At 37.9% G+C, this 14,987-nt stretch carries 12 protein-coding genes; 3 read left to right on the top strand and 9 right to left on the bottom strand.

What is annotated here, in order from left to right; all coding sequences use genetic code 11:
* Positions 1-12: 12 nt before the first annotated feature.
* On the top strand, positions 13-267 hold the full coding sequence (locus AC13EX_RS12780) for a hypothetical protein (RefSeq protein WP_157470387.1): 255 nt from the start codon (positions 13-15) through the stop codon (positions 265-267).
* A 367-nt stretch (positions 268-634) separates the two neighbouring features.
* Here the strand turns inward: AC13EX_RS12780 and AC13EX_RS12775 are convergent, their stop codons facing one another.
* From AC13EX_RS12775 to AC13EX_RS12750, 6 genes are all read right to left on the bottom strand, one after another.
* Positions 635-1,327, bottom strand: coding sequence for a DUF4198 domain-containing protein (locus AC13EX_RS12775; protein WP_482892977.1), 693 nt, complete (start codon positions 1,325-1,327; stop codon positions 635-637).
* 15 nt (positions 1,328-1,342) lie between these two features.
* Complete coding sequence (locus tag AC13EX_RS12770; protein ID WP_339717423.1) at positions 1,343-1,672, bottom strand: DUF6686 family protein; 330 nt, start codon at positions 1,670-1,672, stop codon at positions 1,343-1,345.
* Between the two features lie 207 nt (positions 1,673-1,879).
* Complete coding sequence (locus AC13EX_RS12765) at positions 1,880-3,118, bottom strand: DUF4374 domain-containing protein (RefSeq protein WP_339717421.1); 1,239 nt, start codon at positions 3,116-3,118, stop codon at positions 1,880-1,882.
* 19 nt (positions 3,119-3,137) lie between these two features.
* Complete coding sequence (locus AC13EX_RS12760) at positions 3,138-5,507, bottom strand: TonB-dependent receptor (protein WP_482892976.1); 2,370 nt, start codon at positions 5,505-5,507, stop codon at positions 3,138-3,140.
* Positions 5,508-6,077: 570 nt separating this feature from the next.
* The gene (locus AC13EX_RS12755; protein ID WP_482892975.1) at positions 6,078-7,235 is read right to left on the bottom strand and encodes a PepSY-associated TM helix domain-containing protein; all 1,158 of its coding nucleotides are present in this window, start codon (positions 7,233-7,235) and stop codon (positions 6,078-6,080) included.
* The gene (locus tag AC13EX_RS12750; RefSeq protein WP_482892974.1) at positions 7,235-9,616 is read right to left on the bottom strand and encodes a TonB-dependent siderophore receptor; all 2,382 of its coding nucleotides are present in this window, start codon (positions 9,614-9,616) and stop codon (positions 7,235-7,237) included. Before AC13EX_RS12750 ends, AC13EX_RS12755 begins: the two co-directional genes overlap by 1 nt.
* A 586-nt stretch (positions 9,617-10,202) precedes the next feature.
* On the opposite strand from AC13EX_RS12750, the gene AC13EX_RS12745 reads away from it, so the two are divergent.
* Positions 10,203-11,000 (top strand): hypothetical protein, encoded by a 798-nt coding sequence (locus AC13EX_RS12745; RefSeq protein WP_048641500.1) that lies wholly within the window; start codon positions 10,203-10,205, stop codon positions 10,998-11,000.
* 128 nt (positions 11,001-11,128) lie between these two features.
* Here AC13EX_RS12745 and AC13EX_RS12740 read toward each other — a convergent pair whose 3' ends face one another.
* The 3 genes from AC13EX_RS12740 to AC13EX_RS12730 are packed head-to-tail and all read right to left on the bottom strand — an operon-like array spanning position 11,129 to position 13,825.
* Positions 11,129-11,992 (bottom strand): mechanosensitive ion channel family protein, encoded by an 864-nt coding sequence (locus AC13EX_RS12740; protein WP_157470391.1) that lies wholly within the window; start codon positions 11,990-11,992, stop codon positions 11,129-11,131.
* Between the two features lie 49 nt (positions 11,993-12,041).
* Complete coding sequence (locus AC13EX_RS12735; protein ID WP_482892973.1) at positions 12,042-12,749, bottom strand: methyltransferase domain-containing protein; 708 nt, start codon at positions 12,747-12,749, stop codon at positions 12,042-12,044.
* Positions 12,746-13,825, bottom strand: a complete 1,080-nt coding sequence (locus tag AC13EX_RS12730; protein WP_339712952.1) for a type III polyketide synthase — start codon at positions 13,823-13,825, stop codon at positions 12,746-12,748. The genes AC13EX_RS12735 and AC13EX_RS12730 overlap by 4 nt, the downstream gene beginning before the upstream one ends.
* 88 nt (positions 13,826-13,913) lie before the next feature.
* On the opposite strand from AC13EX_RS12730, the gene AC13EX_RS12725 reads away from it, so the two are divergent.
* Positions 13,914-14,783, top strand: coding sequence for a UbiA family prenyltransferase (locus AC13EX_RS12725; RefSeq protein WP_482892972.1), 870 nt, complete (start codon positions 13,914-13,916; stop codon positions 14,781-14,783).
* Positions 14,784-14,987 lie beyond the last annotated feature (204 nt).

Below are 14,987 nucleotides of genomic sequence, written 5' to 3'. Positions count from 1 at the left end.
AGGATAAATAATATGCCAAAACCAATAAGTAACCAGACAGCTTTAATCTGTACTAGTGGAGAAATTAAAACCACCAGACTACCAATCGTCATTAGGATACAAAGGAAGGCGAAACTACCTGATCCTATTCCCAAGGCGAGAATTGAGCATATAAGTCCGATGACCAGAAAGATGGGGCCCAACGTTTTGGCTAATTTTACATTGGATATAAACCATGCCTCCAAAGCTGCCGGCCGTAAGATCACGGCCTTGCCAGAAGTTTGGTAAAAACATTCAAACCCTGCCAGGGTAAATAGTGTACTTAATGTAATCATCCTTATAACTTTCTCTAATTCTTTATTTTACCTTTTTTTATACAATCCGCCTATAATTGCCATTCTTAAACCTTAACAAGAAACACCATCAACCTATAGCAAAATAGCACTGCCTATTTTTGGCCTATATTGTTCCTTTACCAAATCCATTAATTAAACTCACATTATGCAATAGACCTTCTATTACTTAATCCGGGTTAAAACATCAGGGCGACCACGAAGCAATAATGGTCGCTCTGATGCAAAAAATTCATATAAAAAATTATAGGATCTTAGCTTAAAAGTCAGCTTAAAAAATACCCACTGTCGTAGTATGAAAGTCAATCCACCTCAATCACTTGAGTGGCACATCTCCAAATTGCTTTTAAACCAGAAGGATCATCAGCTTTAAATTTGTCTGTATAAGTTACTTCTACAAAATATTTTCCCTTACTGTCCATGTCCAACTTGGCCTTTCCTTTTTTGCCTGTAAGAAACTCCTGATTTTCTTTGTCTGGTCCCAAAACATTGATGGAAGCATCAGGCAGCACATTGTTTTTGTAGTTTACCTGGAAGGTAGATGAATTCGGTTTTCTTGTTAATGAGAGGTCCCTTGCTTGTTTTGAAACGGCTTTACCTTTTCCAGCCCATACCTGAGCAAAAGCATTGAACTGGTAAGCGGTAGTCCCTTTTAAAACCTTAGCAGTGTGACTTATTTGCAATTGGTATTCGCCTTTCTCCTCCACCTTAAAGCTACCTTCAAAATGAGCTTCTTTTGCCAATGGCTCCAGTTTGGTCTTTATCCCTGATGGGCTGATTAGCCAAAGTTCAAAATCCTCCACATCCGAATACCAGTCTGCGACCGATTCAATGGCATCTTCATGGTAATCCGCATAATAAACTTTGAACTCATGTGTATTTCCAAGCTCAGTAGTGGAAGAAGTGTGTATCCACAATGCATGAGCCTGCGCAGCAATAGCAAATAGGCTAAGCAGCAGGGTCAGGCAAACAGTATTGAATGTTGAATTTTTCATTTTTAAATAATTGTCTTATAATTTTCGAATCATTTCTATTAATTGTAGCTGTTCGTTGGCTTCGATGACTCCAGTTTTTAAGGTGTAAAACTCTTCTTCAGAGAATGAAAATTGAATGTCTTGGTGATAGGTTTCAATGATCACCCTGTCGATCCCATCAATGCAAGGGTATTTATAGGTTTCAAAATCTAATTGCTTTAAATACCTAATGAAAGCCGAAAAGTTAATCTCGTCAAAGCCTATCATTACCTGATGATACATTAGCCCCATTCTGGAACAGTCCATACATTTTGTGAAAATGAAATCCTTGTTTTGATAGATAATTTCGGTTTTACATGCTGACATATTCGGATATTTAGGGTTTTACAAGACTCTGATTTCTGATTATGTACTGATTTACCTAAGTGATCCATTTGATCCTCAAGTAGATGTTTCCTGAATTAGCTAGGTTGAATTTTTAAACTCAATTAGGGCCTGGGTTTAGTTGTCACATTCGCTGGCCGAAACAAATAGACAATTCACCCAGGACTTAAAATTTTTCTTAAGAATGGATTAATCTGCTGGGTCCAGGTGGCTGATTGCAGTAATTCTTCCTCCTTCCACTTTCAAACCTTCTTTGGCCGTAGCACTATTGGCATTGAATTCATACACCCAGCTTCCTTCTTCTGTGGTGATACCTATATAAGCCAGGCCGTCCTTTGCAGAATAATTATTGATCGTCACATTTACGATCGAAGCTTCTGCGGGAGTGCCCGTCACCCACGTAAAAGTCTTGTTATATACATCCGCTACACCGAAGCGATTGCCAACAGTATAAGCACCTTTCTCTTTATTCATGGTTACAATAAATTTACCGTTACCCGCATAGGTGTTTGCTGTGATGTAATAATCATCAGCCAGTTCCTGCACATTGAAATAGTAGGATTCGTCAAATGCTAATGTTCCCTTATTTATTCGTGTGATAGCCGAAGGAAGCGTAGAAGTCATTTGCCCATTAGAGGAAGCTACGGAACCTGAAAAACCATAGGCATCACCCTGCTCATCCACTTCCAGGCCTGAAAGAAAGTACCTGCCAAGAAAACTGGTTCGGTCATCTTTGATCACTGTATTTAATTCCATGCTCGGGTAATCAAACACTGCAATCCAGGCACTATCAGGATAGTTCGTTCCGAAAGTGTCATTGCAGCATGCTTTGATACTAAAGTAAGGAGCGAAAAGTTTGTCACCTACCTGAGTGACCCATGAGAAAAATGCTCTTTCCCCATTGTCAGCTATTTCTTCTTGATTCCAAGTGCCTTCATCGACAATCTGCAATTGATCAGCATCCATTCTATACCATGAGGCAAAAGGATTGGTCTCACTACGGCTTATTTTCACCATTACGATATCATCATCCATCGCACCAAAAGCCTGCACTGTTTCTGACTGGAAATCAGACAATTTCTCCAACTCACCTTCGGCATTCAATTCATAAGTAGTCACGGCACCCGGATTTCCCTGCCCGTAAAGCATGCTGAAGAATTTATTTTTGTGCGTCACATAATACCGGTATGTCCCGTCTTGTTCCACACCATTTCCTAGTGTGCTCACCGTTCCTTCGCTCAGGCTTTCAGCAGTCAAGAGATAATCTGCTACTCCATCAGAAGAAATAGGAGTGGATGCAATGATATAGCGGCTTTCAGCGGCCGGTTGGCCAGGGTCTGGTTCGGGATCATCTGTAGGATTACAGCTAGAGAATCCGACAGTCAAGGCTGCCGCAAAAGCTAATAGGTAGTTAAAATTGGTTTTCATAAGAATTAGTGTGTAAGAATTAATAAATAAAATATCTTATTTTGCCTGAGAAGCTTCGCCCTGGTTTCTGCAAGCTGAAATTATCATAGAGTTTATTGTCCAGTAAATTTTTGCACTCAGCAATCAGCTGAAGTCTGCCTTTTTCTCCAGTGGTAAAAGTGAGATTGACATCATGAGAAAGCTGCTGAGGTACATCAAATTTCTCAGCTCCCAAGCTTGGCCAGTAGAGGTAAAATGCATGCACATAAAGCAGGTTGTATCCGATGTTAAGGTCGTTCCCTCTGCCAAAAGCATCCTGAAGCATCAGACTTGCATCAGCATTCCCAAAGAGGTATGGCATATTAGGTACTCGATCACGATAGACTATACTTGAAGTCGTTTGACCTTCTTCAAATTCCGTATTGTTTCGAAGGTTTTGATAGGTAATATTGGCACCAGCGGAAAGCAGGTTTTTATAGGACCACCGGATTTCTCCTTCCACACCGATATTGGTCACGCTGTAGAGATTGTCCATCACTTGCATCGCTTGGTTGTTATTCAGTCTGGCACGGATGAAATCTTTTGCGTCACGGTAGAAACCATTGGCAGAAATGTCAACCCGATGATCTCTGTTGAGTTGTTTCCAGATACTCAGACCCAAGTTATAGTTGTAACTGGTTTCTGGCTTTAGGTCCAAATTCCCCTGCAGGTTCACCATGTCACCAAAGAGTTCTTCTGGTTCCGGTAGCCGGTAGCTTTTCTCGAAAGAGGCTTTGGCCTGAATATTTCCTGTGATAAAATAGGAACCAGTAATCCCATATCCCGGGTAGGTGAAATTTTCCCTTTCATTGCGATAGGCCACATCTCCATAATTCCCTGTGGGATTATAAGACAAGGTAAAATAGTTGGTCTGCTTGTAGATTTTAGTAAAAGCTGAAACGCTGGCTTTCTCTTCCCAATTCAACTGATAGCTTAAGCCTGTTATATTCTTTTGACTTTTACGAGGTTGCTCGTATTTATCATTATCTGGATTAAGTGCATCGCTCCCAATTCGATTAAAGCTATTGAATACATTGCTGATGGCAAACGTATGAATCCCAAAGTTGTAATGGGCATTTGCAGTGAGGACAGCGTTATTGTTATTAAACTTGTAGCGTGTGTACGAGCGTTCTCCTCCTGGCACCTCATATTCTTTGTACTGCTGAAACCAATTGTAGCGGCGATTGACCGTATCGATGTTTTGTTCAGATCCAAAATTGTAATTGGCATTGACATTCACATCCAATCCTTTCGTAAAAAGGTCTCTCTTTTGATATTTAAAGGTCGGCATCAGGATTGTTCCCCTGCGATGCCACTGTCCAAAGACTGACACCAATCGAGCTCCAGTCTGTACTTCTGAGTAATTTTTACCAGCAGTTAGACCAATTAATAGTTTGTCTGCATAAGATTTCCCTTGAACACCAAGTTGTGTAATTACCGTCTCATTGTGATAAGTATCGTGAAATCTACGGACCCGTTGATTTGGGTAATATTTACCTGTCTCTATATCAGCTACATCTACATTAACCCAATAGTTGTTGTCAGAATAGTTCTGAAAAGCATTCAATTGAAATATAAAGCCGGATTCTGCTACAAAAGCTGTATTGATAACGGACCTATGGGTATTGAAGGAACCATAAGAATAAGATGCATCTACATAATTTTTACGAACGTTTTTTGTAACAATATTCACAGCACCTCCAAGGGCATCAGCTCCCAAACCAATAGGAACTACACCTTTGTAAACTTCGATGCGCTCTGCAAGATTGATGGGGATATTGTTGAGTTGGAAAGAGGAACCAAAATCATCCATTGGAATCCCATCAATAAAAAATTTAACCTGCTTGCCTGAAAATCCATTAAGAGAGAAATTCATCCTTGAGCCAACTCCTCCACTTTCCCTTACCCTAACTCCAGAAACCCTGTCTAAAGCATGTCCCAGGTCCAAATTGGTATGGTGAAGCTTCCTTGCGTCTACAACTTCAACATTGAAGGCTCGTTCTCTGATTTCACTTAGCTCAGATTTGCCAAGTATTGTAAATTCCTCAAGGTCAGTAGCCTCTTCAGTTAATTGTATATTAAGGTTTTTGTTGTTACTGCTCGCAGAGATAATTTCCTCATAAGGTTCATACCCTAAAAATGAAAAAACGAGTGTAAATTCCTTATCTAAAGCTAAGTTCAATTTAAACTTACCTTCCTGATCAGTAATAAAGCCCTTATTTAAGGGTTGGACGCTTATCAAAACACCAGGAATCGCTTGTCCCTGTAGGTCGGTTACAATACCTGAAACAGTCCTGTTCTGTTGTGAAAAAACAGAGGGAGATTGCAAAAGGCATAAAAATACTAGTAACAATATTTTGTTATATTGCATTGCTTTTTAATTGGAGAATTAGGAAGTAGATTACCTGAAGCCTTACAGTTGCCGCTGTAAGGCTTCTTTTCTATCACTATTGTTATTTAGATTAATTTTAAATTAAAACAAATCTAAGGCTTGACAATTAAGTAGCCAAACGATTTAGTAATTAATTTTTATTTTTTTTCCTTGCCTACACACAAGTTATTTATTGAATGATATCCATTTAAGAAGCCGTTAATATTAACCCGAAATAGGCAATAGACATTCTATTACATGCTGAAATCGCTTCAAAATACCCAATCGTTGCTGTTTTCAATTTCACCTAGCGGTGCTATGCTAAAATCTCCAAACAGCCTGATTTTCTTGCGATTGCAACACTTCCTGTAAACACGGGACAGGCTTCAACCCTGACATTGTCAGGATTGAGAAATCCTATTACATAATCTGGGTTTAATCCAGTCACAAAATAAAAAAACTAGCTTCCCTGAGGCATTGCCTAGCCAATTAGAAGCATATAGAATTGAGATATTCAGAAAAACCATGAATTAATACCCGCATATAATTACGCATTGATAAGGAATTTGCTTATTTCTCTTCTTGTTCGGGCAAGGAAGTGTGGCCACTATTTTCTCTTTTTGCTTTCTTTTTTCTTCCCCACCATATTAAGGTGCCGGTGATCGGTAAAGATCCAATTATTGCGCTTAATAAAAAAGCAAAAATTTTGCCTGGCAAACCAGCAATGGCACCTACATGTAGGTCATAATTGATTCGCATAACCTTATCACCAATGGAGGCTTCTTCAAACCGATTGTAAATATGCTCTACAGGAAGTTCTTCCAAAGTGTTTTGGTCAAAATACAGGTAATCCATTTTCCAATAGGTCGAAGCATCAGGATTAGCATTAGCAGCAATGGCCGCGTTTTCAAACTCAGGAGGATGTACTTCTATCCATTCTGCATTTGGGTACATGCTTCTCATTTTCATCCATACAGCGTCCAATGCAGGAATCGAGTCTTGGTAAACGGCTATGGAATCTGAAAGTGGTGTATAATATTCCACATAATCTTCCCCTCCAGAGCTTACAAAAAATACCGCATCCCGAAACCAAACAAAGCCCCATACCAAACCAGTAATAGCAAAAATACTTGCAAAACCCATTACATAAAAGCCCATAACCTGATGCAGATCGTAATTCTTCCTCCTCCAACGTGCATTCCATTTGATTGTAATGCTGCTTTTGAGGTTTTTCTTTTTCCTTGGCCACCAGAGTATCAAGCCTGAAATAACCATAAACAAAAATACAAGTGTAAAGGATGCTACAACAGGTTGTCCAATGGTAGGGGGCAGCCACAAGTAAAAATGGCCATCCAGCACTATTCTAAAAAAGTCAGCGTAAACATCTTTTACCTTTAAAACTTCTCCCGTATAAGGATTGACGTATACGAAATAATAATAATGCTCTTCGAAACTATAGTAGATTGCCTGAGCAGCCCTATCTGGGCTAGGGTATAAGACCGCGTGCAAATGTTTATCTGCCAAAGCGGCATCAGCTTTTTCCCAAATAGAGCTAGGTGGTAAGATTGGGGAATTCTCTGCTGTAACAAATCTATAAGGCTGCAAAATATCCTGTATCTCTGATTGAAAAGCATATATACAACCTGTCACTGCCACAATAAACACCACAAGCCCAGAGGAAAGTCCTAGCCAGAGATGAAGTTTTCCCAGTATTTTTTTAAGCTTCATTAAAACCTATAGTTTAAACTTAGGGAAACATTTCTTGGATTTTGGGCTGTCACAGTAGACCATCCTGAGTAATATTTTTGATCAGTTAAGTTGTTTACCTTTAGCGCCAAAAAGTACTGGGAGCCGGTATAATTTAACGAGGCATTGAATACCTGATAAGCCGGTAATGCAAAACTGCCAATATTCGCCCTATTGATAGTCAGGTACTCACTGGCTGCATTGCCTCCAAGTCCAAATCCAAAACCTTTTAGGTCACCGGTCAAAAAGGAATAACTGGCCCAAAAGTTAATAAGTTGTTCAGGTCCTGCTTCCTCAGGCCTAAGACCTAAATAGCCATTTTCCTCGTAATCTTTAGTTACCTCTGATTTGTTTTTACTGTATCCTGCCACAAGGTTAAGGCCTTCTATGGGATTAGCTATTACACTTATTTCAATGCCCTGACTTTTAACCTCCCCACCTTGTATGCTATTGTTAACATTCGTTGGGTCAGTCATCACCCTGTTCCTAACATTGATATTATAAACGCTGGCGGTGGCAGCTACCTTGTTTTCATACAGATTTGTCTTCACACCCAACTCAACCTGATTGGCATTTTCTGGAGAAAATGTTTTGAGCCTTTGGTTACTCCCATCAGCATCAGCAACTGATCTAGGTGCCACATTCACAAAACCATTCATATAGTTACCAAAAACCGACACTTTATCTCGTATAGGTTGGTACACAAATCCAAATTTGGGAGAGAGTGCAGTTTGTGATTTGGCTCCATCTGCAGACCAGTTTCCTGTCTCACTTTTAAAATTGTCAACCCTTAGACTTGCCATAACAGAAAGCTTTGGCAAGACTTCCGCTACATCAGAAACGTAAGCACTCATAACGCGTGTAACACCTGTAGTATTCCCTTCAAAAGAATTTTTTAACAGATCATCCACACCCGCTTGGGTCAATACCCCTGTATCTTTTCCGTCGGAAAGCGTAACTGTTCCATTACCTACCCAACCAGTACTTCCATTGATTAAAGAAGAATGATAATAATCTAAACCAAAAACCAGTTTATTATGAATATTAGCAAGGTCAAAATTGCCAATGAAGTTTTGTTGAATATCTGTTGTTAGGCTTTGTCCATTTCTATCGGATATGTATCTGGTAAAACTATCTCCATCACTCGCATCAAACAAATAGTGGTAATAGCCATCTGATCGAGTGGAACTTCGAGAAACCACAGTTTGAGAAGTCCATTTTTGTGTGATTTGATAAAGGGCTTGCGCTTGTAATCCATAGGAGGAATTTTTCATTCCCAATTCATGGCCAGTAAATGAACGCTCATAATTTTTTTCAAACAAATCTATTTCTGAAAAGGATAAAGGGTTGGATCTGTTAAAAAAAATCATCGGAGCATTTACAGCATTGCTATTCAAAAACTCTGTATTGATCAAAAATGAAAGTCTTTCGCTGGCTTTAAACTTAAAGGATGGTGCAATAAAAAATGATTCTCTACCGCCAGCATCTTGAAAAGTGTTTCTGTTTTGGTAAGCCATATTAATCCTGACAGAAGAAACTTCATTTGATGGGGTATTTAAATCAGCCGTCAATCTATTCAAACCAAAACTTCCTGTAATTAGGCCAAGTTCACCATCAAATGTGTTCCCGGGACGCTTGGTGGTAATATTAATTAAACCGCCATATGAGATCACGGAACTTCCAAATAGCGTGCCGGAAGGCCCTTTTATAACATCTATCCGTTCTACATTGGCCGGGTCCAAGCCTCCATTGTTCAGGCTAGGCATTCCATTGACCATAGTAGGTTGAACCGAAAATCCACGCATGGAATAAAATTCTGCTCCATCACCACCTCTTCCGGTAGATTCCCAAAGCCGTGCTACTCCAGTAGCATTTTTGAGAGCCTCATTCATATTGGATACCACTTGTTCTTTAAGCAAACGAGAAGGAATAGAATTATATACCTGAGGGTTTTGTAGATCAGTCAAGGGTAATTTAGATACCGTAAATACACTGTCAGCATAAAATCGATTCATACCGATATCTGTAACAATTACCTCCGACAGATCTGAAGCCGATTCTTCCAGGCTGAATAGGATAGGCAGTCTATCGCCCGGTGAAAGCTGTATATTCTTTTCTTGCCTTTTGGCTCCAATAAAGGAGGCAAAAACTGTATATTCTCCCGGATCAATGTTTTTTATTTCAAAACCTCCGTTCCTTGCAGTAGTTACTCCTTTTGCCAAGCCAAGAATTCCAACATTCACATATTCTAAAGCCTGGCCATCTGAAGTGGTTACTACACCGTAAATACTTGCTTTTTGGGCGAAGATTGAAGTTAACCCAAAGAAGATTAATGCTATAGTTTGTAGAATGCTATGTTTCATAGAGTAATTTTTTTCAAAATTACTGACTGAAGCAATTGCAAACAAGATTAGTTTGGAATTAATCTAAATAAAACTCAATTGTTTTTAAAAATGGGATGAACGGTAAATATAGGTACTTTATTAGGCAGAAAAATATTCTTTACGTTTTCTCTTGGTAAAAAATACAATGAACTACTGGGGCAATAAATAAGAGCAAACAAGTAAGCCATTTAGGATCTTCGCATTAGGGCGTTTAAAATTCTTTGAAATCGCTTTTTTATGAAAAATATTTAACAGAGCGTACAGCTAACTGAATTGATTGATTTTGGGCAATTTTCTCTTGCAAGGCTAAAGATATCAAGCTTTTAGGGATAAATCCCCCATTATTACAAGCTTAGGTTGGGTTAAAATGCATTTTTTCCAGAGGTAATGACATTTATCAAGCAATGACCTCAGTGGTATAGCAATTTTTGCTTTTCAAAACTAAATATATGCTTTGTTAATTTATATAGTCATTTAATTGGTTTTTTATTAGTAAATGAAATAATACCACAGTACATTTCGAAAACAAAGTAACAAATCAAATCTTTCAGTATCAATCTTTGTCATGAATAATCCAAAAAAATATTTGTTCAACAGCCTCGCAATTGCCTTGCTAATTACAGCGGTTTCTTGCGTGACTTCTGATCATGAGGATATGGCACCAACTGCTAAAAGCATCCCTTCTGAAGAAATTTCAGGAATGATGGGGCTTATGGAAGAAGTCGATTTAATGGTAATGTCCGCCATGCAACAAAACTTGAGTCAGCAGAGGTTGGTACCTTTGTTAGATGAGTTAAGTTGTCCTGGAACAATTATTACAAGGGACGACAAAAAGGGAGAAATTAAAATTGACTTTGGTAATGGTTGTGTAAGCAACCGAGGAATGGAAAAACAAGGGAACTTGACAATTTATTACTCAGGAGGATTTCTAAGCAAAGGAAGCCAACTGACAATTGATTTCGAAAACTTCTCTTTGAATGGTCACCAAATGCAAGGCCAAAGGAAATTAGAAAACTTAGGCTATGACCCGATTAAAAAGTCCCTTAGGTTTTCTTCTGTCATGACCGATTTCAAATTGGTTAATTTAGAAGGACAGGCATTTAATTTAAATCAGAATTATATCAGGGATCTGGAGATTTCAACAGATTCAGACGGATTCAGAATTTACCTCCAAGGTAGTGGATCATTGTCAACTGAAAATTATATCACCGCTAAATTCGAAATCGTACGTCCTTTAAAATACATGCAAGAATGTATTGAGTCAGGAATTGCGGATCCAATCGAAGGAAGTCTTGAAATTAGTAGTGGTACAGAATACAGTACAATATTGAACTTCGAATCCGAGGGATGTAGCTCAATATAAGCATTAGACTTTTTATTATTTATTTTGTTGTGAGGAAGATTGATTGTAGATAGTTGGTTATTTTTTAATGTAGGGTTTGCCCGGAGTCTCAAAAACTTGGTAGTAACTGAGACTCCGGCATTTTTTCCTTATTTTTTTTCTACATTTTTTAATTCAATATTACCTTCGGGAAAGAAATGATGCACATCTCGTTGAGGAAACGGTACTTCAATATTATTTTCTTCCAAAGACTCTTTAATGTTTTCCATATTGTCCCAAAAAACCGGCCATAGGTCTCCAGCATCTGACCAGCATCTCACGGATAAATCTAAAGAATTGTCACCAAAATTAGTAAAATAAACCGCAGGAGCAGGGTCCGCATGAATTCTTTCATCCTTCTTTAAGGTATCAAGAATTATTTTTCTCGTTAACTTCAAATCTGTTCCATAAGCTACTCCAACAGCCATTTCTACTCTTCTTGTAGGCTTTTCGGAATAATTTGTAATGTTATTATTCGCCAGGTTTCCATTAGGAACTGTAACTACTTTATTGTCAAATTGCCTGATGGTAGTATAGAGAATATCAATTTTTTCTACAGAGCCAAGTGTGCCTTGTGCCTCTACCGTATCGCCTATTTTAAAAGGTTTGAACAATAAAATTAAAACTCCTCCGGCAAAATTAGCCAAGGAACCCTGAAGTGCTAAACCTACAGCCAAACCTGCGGCACCAAGAATTGCAACAAATGCTGTGACCTCTACTCCCAAGGTTGCAAGCACGGCAAGTATTAATAACACATGAAGTAGACCACTTAAAAAGCTTTTCAAAAAGCTAGTCAGAGACTCATCTAAATCAGACTTCTTAAAAATTTTATTGACTGCCTTCATCACCAAACCTATAACCCATTTACCAATAAAGTAAACGACAACGGCTTTCAAAATACTAATTAATGCAACCCACACTAAAGGGCTTGCATTTTCAATTATACCGCTCAGAGTATTGTTATCAAATTCCATAATCTAAAATGATTTTTAATGATTTAGTAAAAATTTCAAAATATAATTATCAAATCCAGCAAATAACTTGCCATCTAAAGGCCCAATGCCATGAAATTTTATATTTCTCAATTCCTGATGCTGCCAATATCTCTTCCCAATCCTTTTTCTTAAAGGATCTTAGTACAGATAGTGGGGCATCATTTTTAACCATTCTAGATCTTGAAAAAAAATATGTAAGCAATTTTATAGAATAATAGGCAAAAAAATTCCTGTGCAAATCGTTGATTACAAAGCCTATCCTAGTTTTATTTTTGAGGTTGCCTAGGATTTCCACCAATTCAGCACTTGTAAAATGATGCGTAAATAAAGTGCAAGTTTGAATGTCTACGGGTTCTTTAATATATTCTGAATCAAAAACATTCCCCTCCTTGAATTCAATCGAAATGTTTTCTTTTTTTACTTTTTCTTTGGCTAAGTGTATTATATTGGAGTTGGCATCTATACCTATAACATGTAAGTCAAGTCCATTTTTTACGGCCCATTTTTTAATATGAACTGCCATATCACCACCACCGCAACCAAGGTCTGCAATTGTCAGCGATTGAGCTTGTTGGTTTTCAATTAATATTTTGAGTCCAGAAGTGGTCACATTATTCCCCCCTAATAGTCTATTAATTGTTCTCAGCTCCTTGAGTGTTTGAGCTACTTCCCAGCCATTACACTCCAGGTCATCCATTATTTCCTTTTCTTCACTTCTGTGCGAAAATTTACTCATGGTTTTTCTATTAATAAACTTTCTAGGGTTAACCCAGGACCAAAACCCATGGCCAATACCTTTCCTTTTATGGATGAATCATTTAGTACCGACTCCAAAACATAAAGTATGGTAACGGAAGACATGTTCCCAAAATTCTTCAAAACTTCATGAGCATGGCCATTTTGTCCTTCATTTATACCGAAAGCAGTTTCAATTTTGCTTAAAATCTGCTTCCCTCCAGGGTGTATGGCAAAATGATTAATTTCAGAAAGTGAAAATTTTTGTTCCAACCCTTCGGCAAAGCGCTTGATTCCTCTCTCCAATAAGCTTGGTACGTATTTGCTAAGTTTCATTTGAAAGCCAAAATTCCCTATAGACCAGGCCATATCAGCCGCTCCATCAGGAATGATATTGGATTGGTATTTTTCAATTTGCATTCTGCCATCACCAGCTTGAACCAATACGGCAGCAGCCCCATCCCCAAAAAGCGCATTGGCAAGAATATTGTCCTCATTGTATTCCTTCTGAAAATGAATGGTACAAAGTTCCACTCCAACTACCAGAACATTGGCAGATTGGTCACTTTTACAAATTCTATCTGCCAACTTAATCCCATTGAAAGCAGCATAGCAACCCATAAAATGAATGGCATACCGTTCTACGGTATTGGGCAAACCCATGCTGTTGATAATGTCCATTTCAACTCCTGGAGCATACATTCCTGTACAAGAGATCAAAACCAAGTGCGTAATTTGACCTGCTTCCACATCACTTTTAGCTAAACAATTTTTTATGGCTTCTATGGCCAGAATAGGAGCGGTCCTTTTAAAAACGTCCATTCGACTTAAAGTATCAGGAAAAGGCTCTAGCGATTCATTTTTTGGAAAAAATTCGAAATCCTGAGGATTAATATAATTGAAGTCTTTTAGTACACTATACCTTTGAGCTATTCCAGATTTTCTATAAACAAAAGACAACTTTCGGCTTTCTCGAGCATCCAAACTGTGGGCTTTTTGCATAAAACGGCAAATCATTTCCTGTTGTATGGGTTTGCCTGGACTAGCAAGCCCTATGCTCTTTATTTGGCTCTTCATTTAAATTAGTTTAGCTTTAATTTATAGTACATTTCAATTTAAGTAAAAAAACCAATGTCAAAGCGAATTGTTATCTCACATTACGAATATGTTTAAGAAATCAAGCTGGGAGCACCTTAGAATTCCTTTTTCGTATTACTTAATGCCTGTTTTTTGGTTTGCTCTTTCTTCTGCTACAGAAGCTAAGTTTGCAAATGTTTTAATAGTGGGAATTATCTTACACCTATTTCTTTATCCTTCAAGCAATGGTTACAATAGTTATTTTGACAAGGATGAAAAAAGTATAGGAGGGCTAAAAAATCCAAAAAAAGTTACCATAGGCCTTTATTATCTTTCTTTGGTCTTTTTCGGTATTGCCCTATTGGGTGCATTAATGATTAACATCTCTTTTTTTGTAATGGTGCTTTTGTACGGTCTTGTATCCATGGCTTATAGCCATCCCTCCATTCGCTTAAAGAAATATCCTTATCTAAGCTGGCTCACAGCAGGCTTTTTTCAAGGCGCAATTACCTTTATTATGTGTGTAATAGGCTTTTTAGAAGGTGACTTAAACAATATATTAAATTGGGACCTATTATTGCCAGCCCTATTTACTACTTTACTTCTTTTAGGTTCTTATCCATTGACTCAAGTATACCAACATGAAGAGGACAAAAAGAGGGGAGACATTACTTTAAGTTTAAAACTTGGTATAATGGGCACTTTTAACTTTGCATCCATTTGGTTTATAATAGCAGGAGGAACTTTCATTTGGTATTTTAACCATATTGGTACAGCATGGGCCATTTGGTGGTTTCTAGGAAGCATGGCTCCTTTGGTTATTTTCTTTTTTATCTGGTTTAGTCTAGTAAATAAGAATCCGAATAAATATGCCAACCATTCTATGGCGATGACCATGAACAAGATTTCTGCCAGTACTTTAAACTTTTTCTTTATCTATTATTATTTAGCCCAATAAGAAAAGCCTAAAAATAGTGTTTTGCCCAAAGCTTAGCCATCCTATTTTACTTTTACATAAACCTATAAATTCAGGAATATGGAAGGACAAGGTTGATAGATAAATATTTTAGAATTGAATAATACCAAGCCTAATAGTTAACCTTAAGCATCAATTTCTTAGTGTATGAACTGATTAAACCATAAAGCAGTATACAAATTAGTT

Source organism: Cyclobacterium sp. L-R (assembly GCF_056859355.1).
Note: the sequence above shows the minus strand (reverse complement) of the source record. Positions and strands in the feature narration are given on the sequence as shown.

Coding starts and splice junctions, on each gene's coding strand:
- AC13EX_RS12780 (WP_157470387.1), top strand. CDS start 13: ATGCCAAAACCAATAAGTAACCAGACAGCTTTAATCTGTACTAGTGGA.
- AC13EX_RS12775 (WP_482892977.1), bottom strand. CDS start 1,327: ATGAAAAATTCAACATTCAATACTGTTTGCCTGACCCTGCTGCTTAGC.
- AC13EX_RS12770 (WP_339717423.1), bottom strand. CDS start 1,672: ATGTCAGCATGTAAAACCGAAATTATCTATCAAAACAAGGATTTCATT.
- AC13EX_RS12765 (WP_339717421.1), bottom strand. CDS start 3,118: ATGAAAACCAATTTTAACTACCTATTAGCTTTTGCGGCAGCCTTGACT.
- AC13EX_RS12760 (WP_482892976.1), bottom strand. CDS start 5,507: ATGCAATATAACAAAATATTGTTACTAGTATTTTTATGCCTTTTGCAA.
- AC13EX_RS12755 (WP_482892975.1), bottom strand. CDS start 7,235: ATGAAGCTTAAAAAAATACTGGGAAAACTTCATCTCTGGCTAGGACTT.
- AC13EX_RS12750 (WP_482892974.1), bottom strand. CDS start 9,616: ATGAAACATAGCATTCTACAAACTATAGCATTAATCTTCTTTGGGTTA.
- AC13EX_RS12745 (WP_048641500.1), top strand. CDS start 10,203: ATGAATAATCCAAAAAAATATTTGTTCAACAGCCTCGCAATTGCCTTG.
- AC13EX_RS12740 (WP_157470391.1), bottom strand. CDS start 11,992: ATGGAATTTGATAACAATACTCTGAGCGGTATAATTGAAAATGCAAGC.
- AC13EX_RS12735 (WP_482892973.1), bottom strand. CDS start 12,749: ATGAGTAAATTTTCGCACAGAAGTGAAGAAAAGGAAATAATGGATGAC.
- AC13EX_RS12730 (WP_339712952.1), bottom strand. CDS start 13,825: ATGAAGAGCCAAATAAAGAGCATAGGGCTTGCTAGTCCAGGCAAACCC.
- AC13EX_RS12725 (WP_482892972.1), top strand. CDS start 13,914: ATGTTTAAGAAATCAAGCTGGGAGCACCTTAGAATTCCTTTTTCGTAT.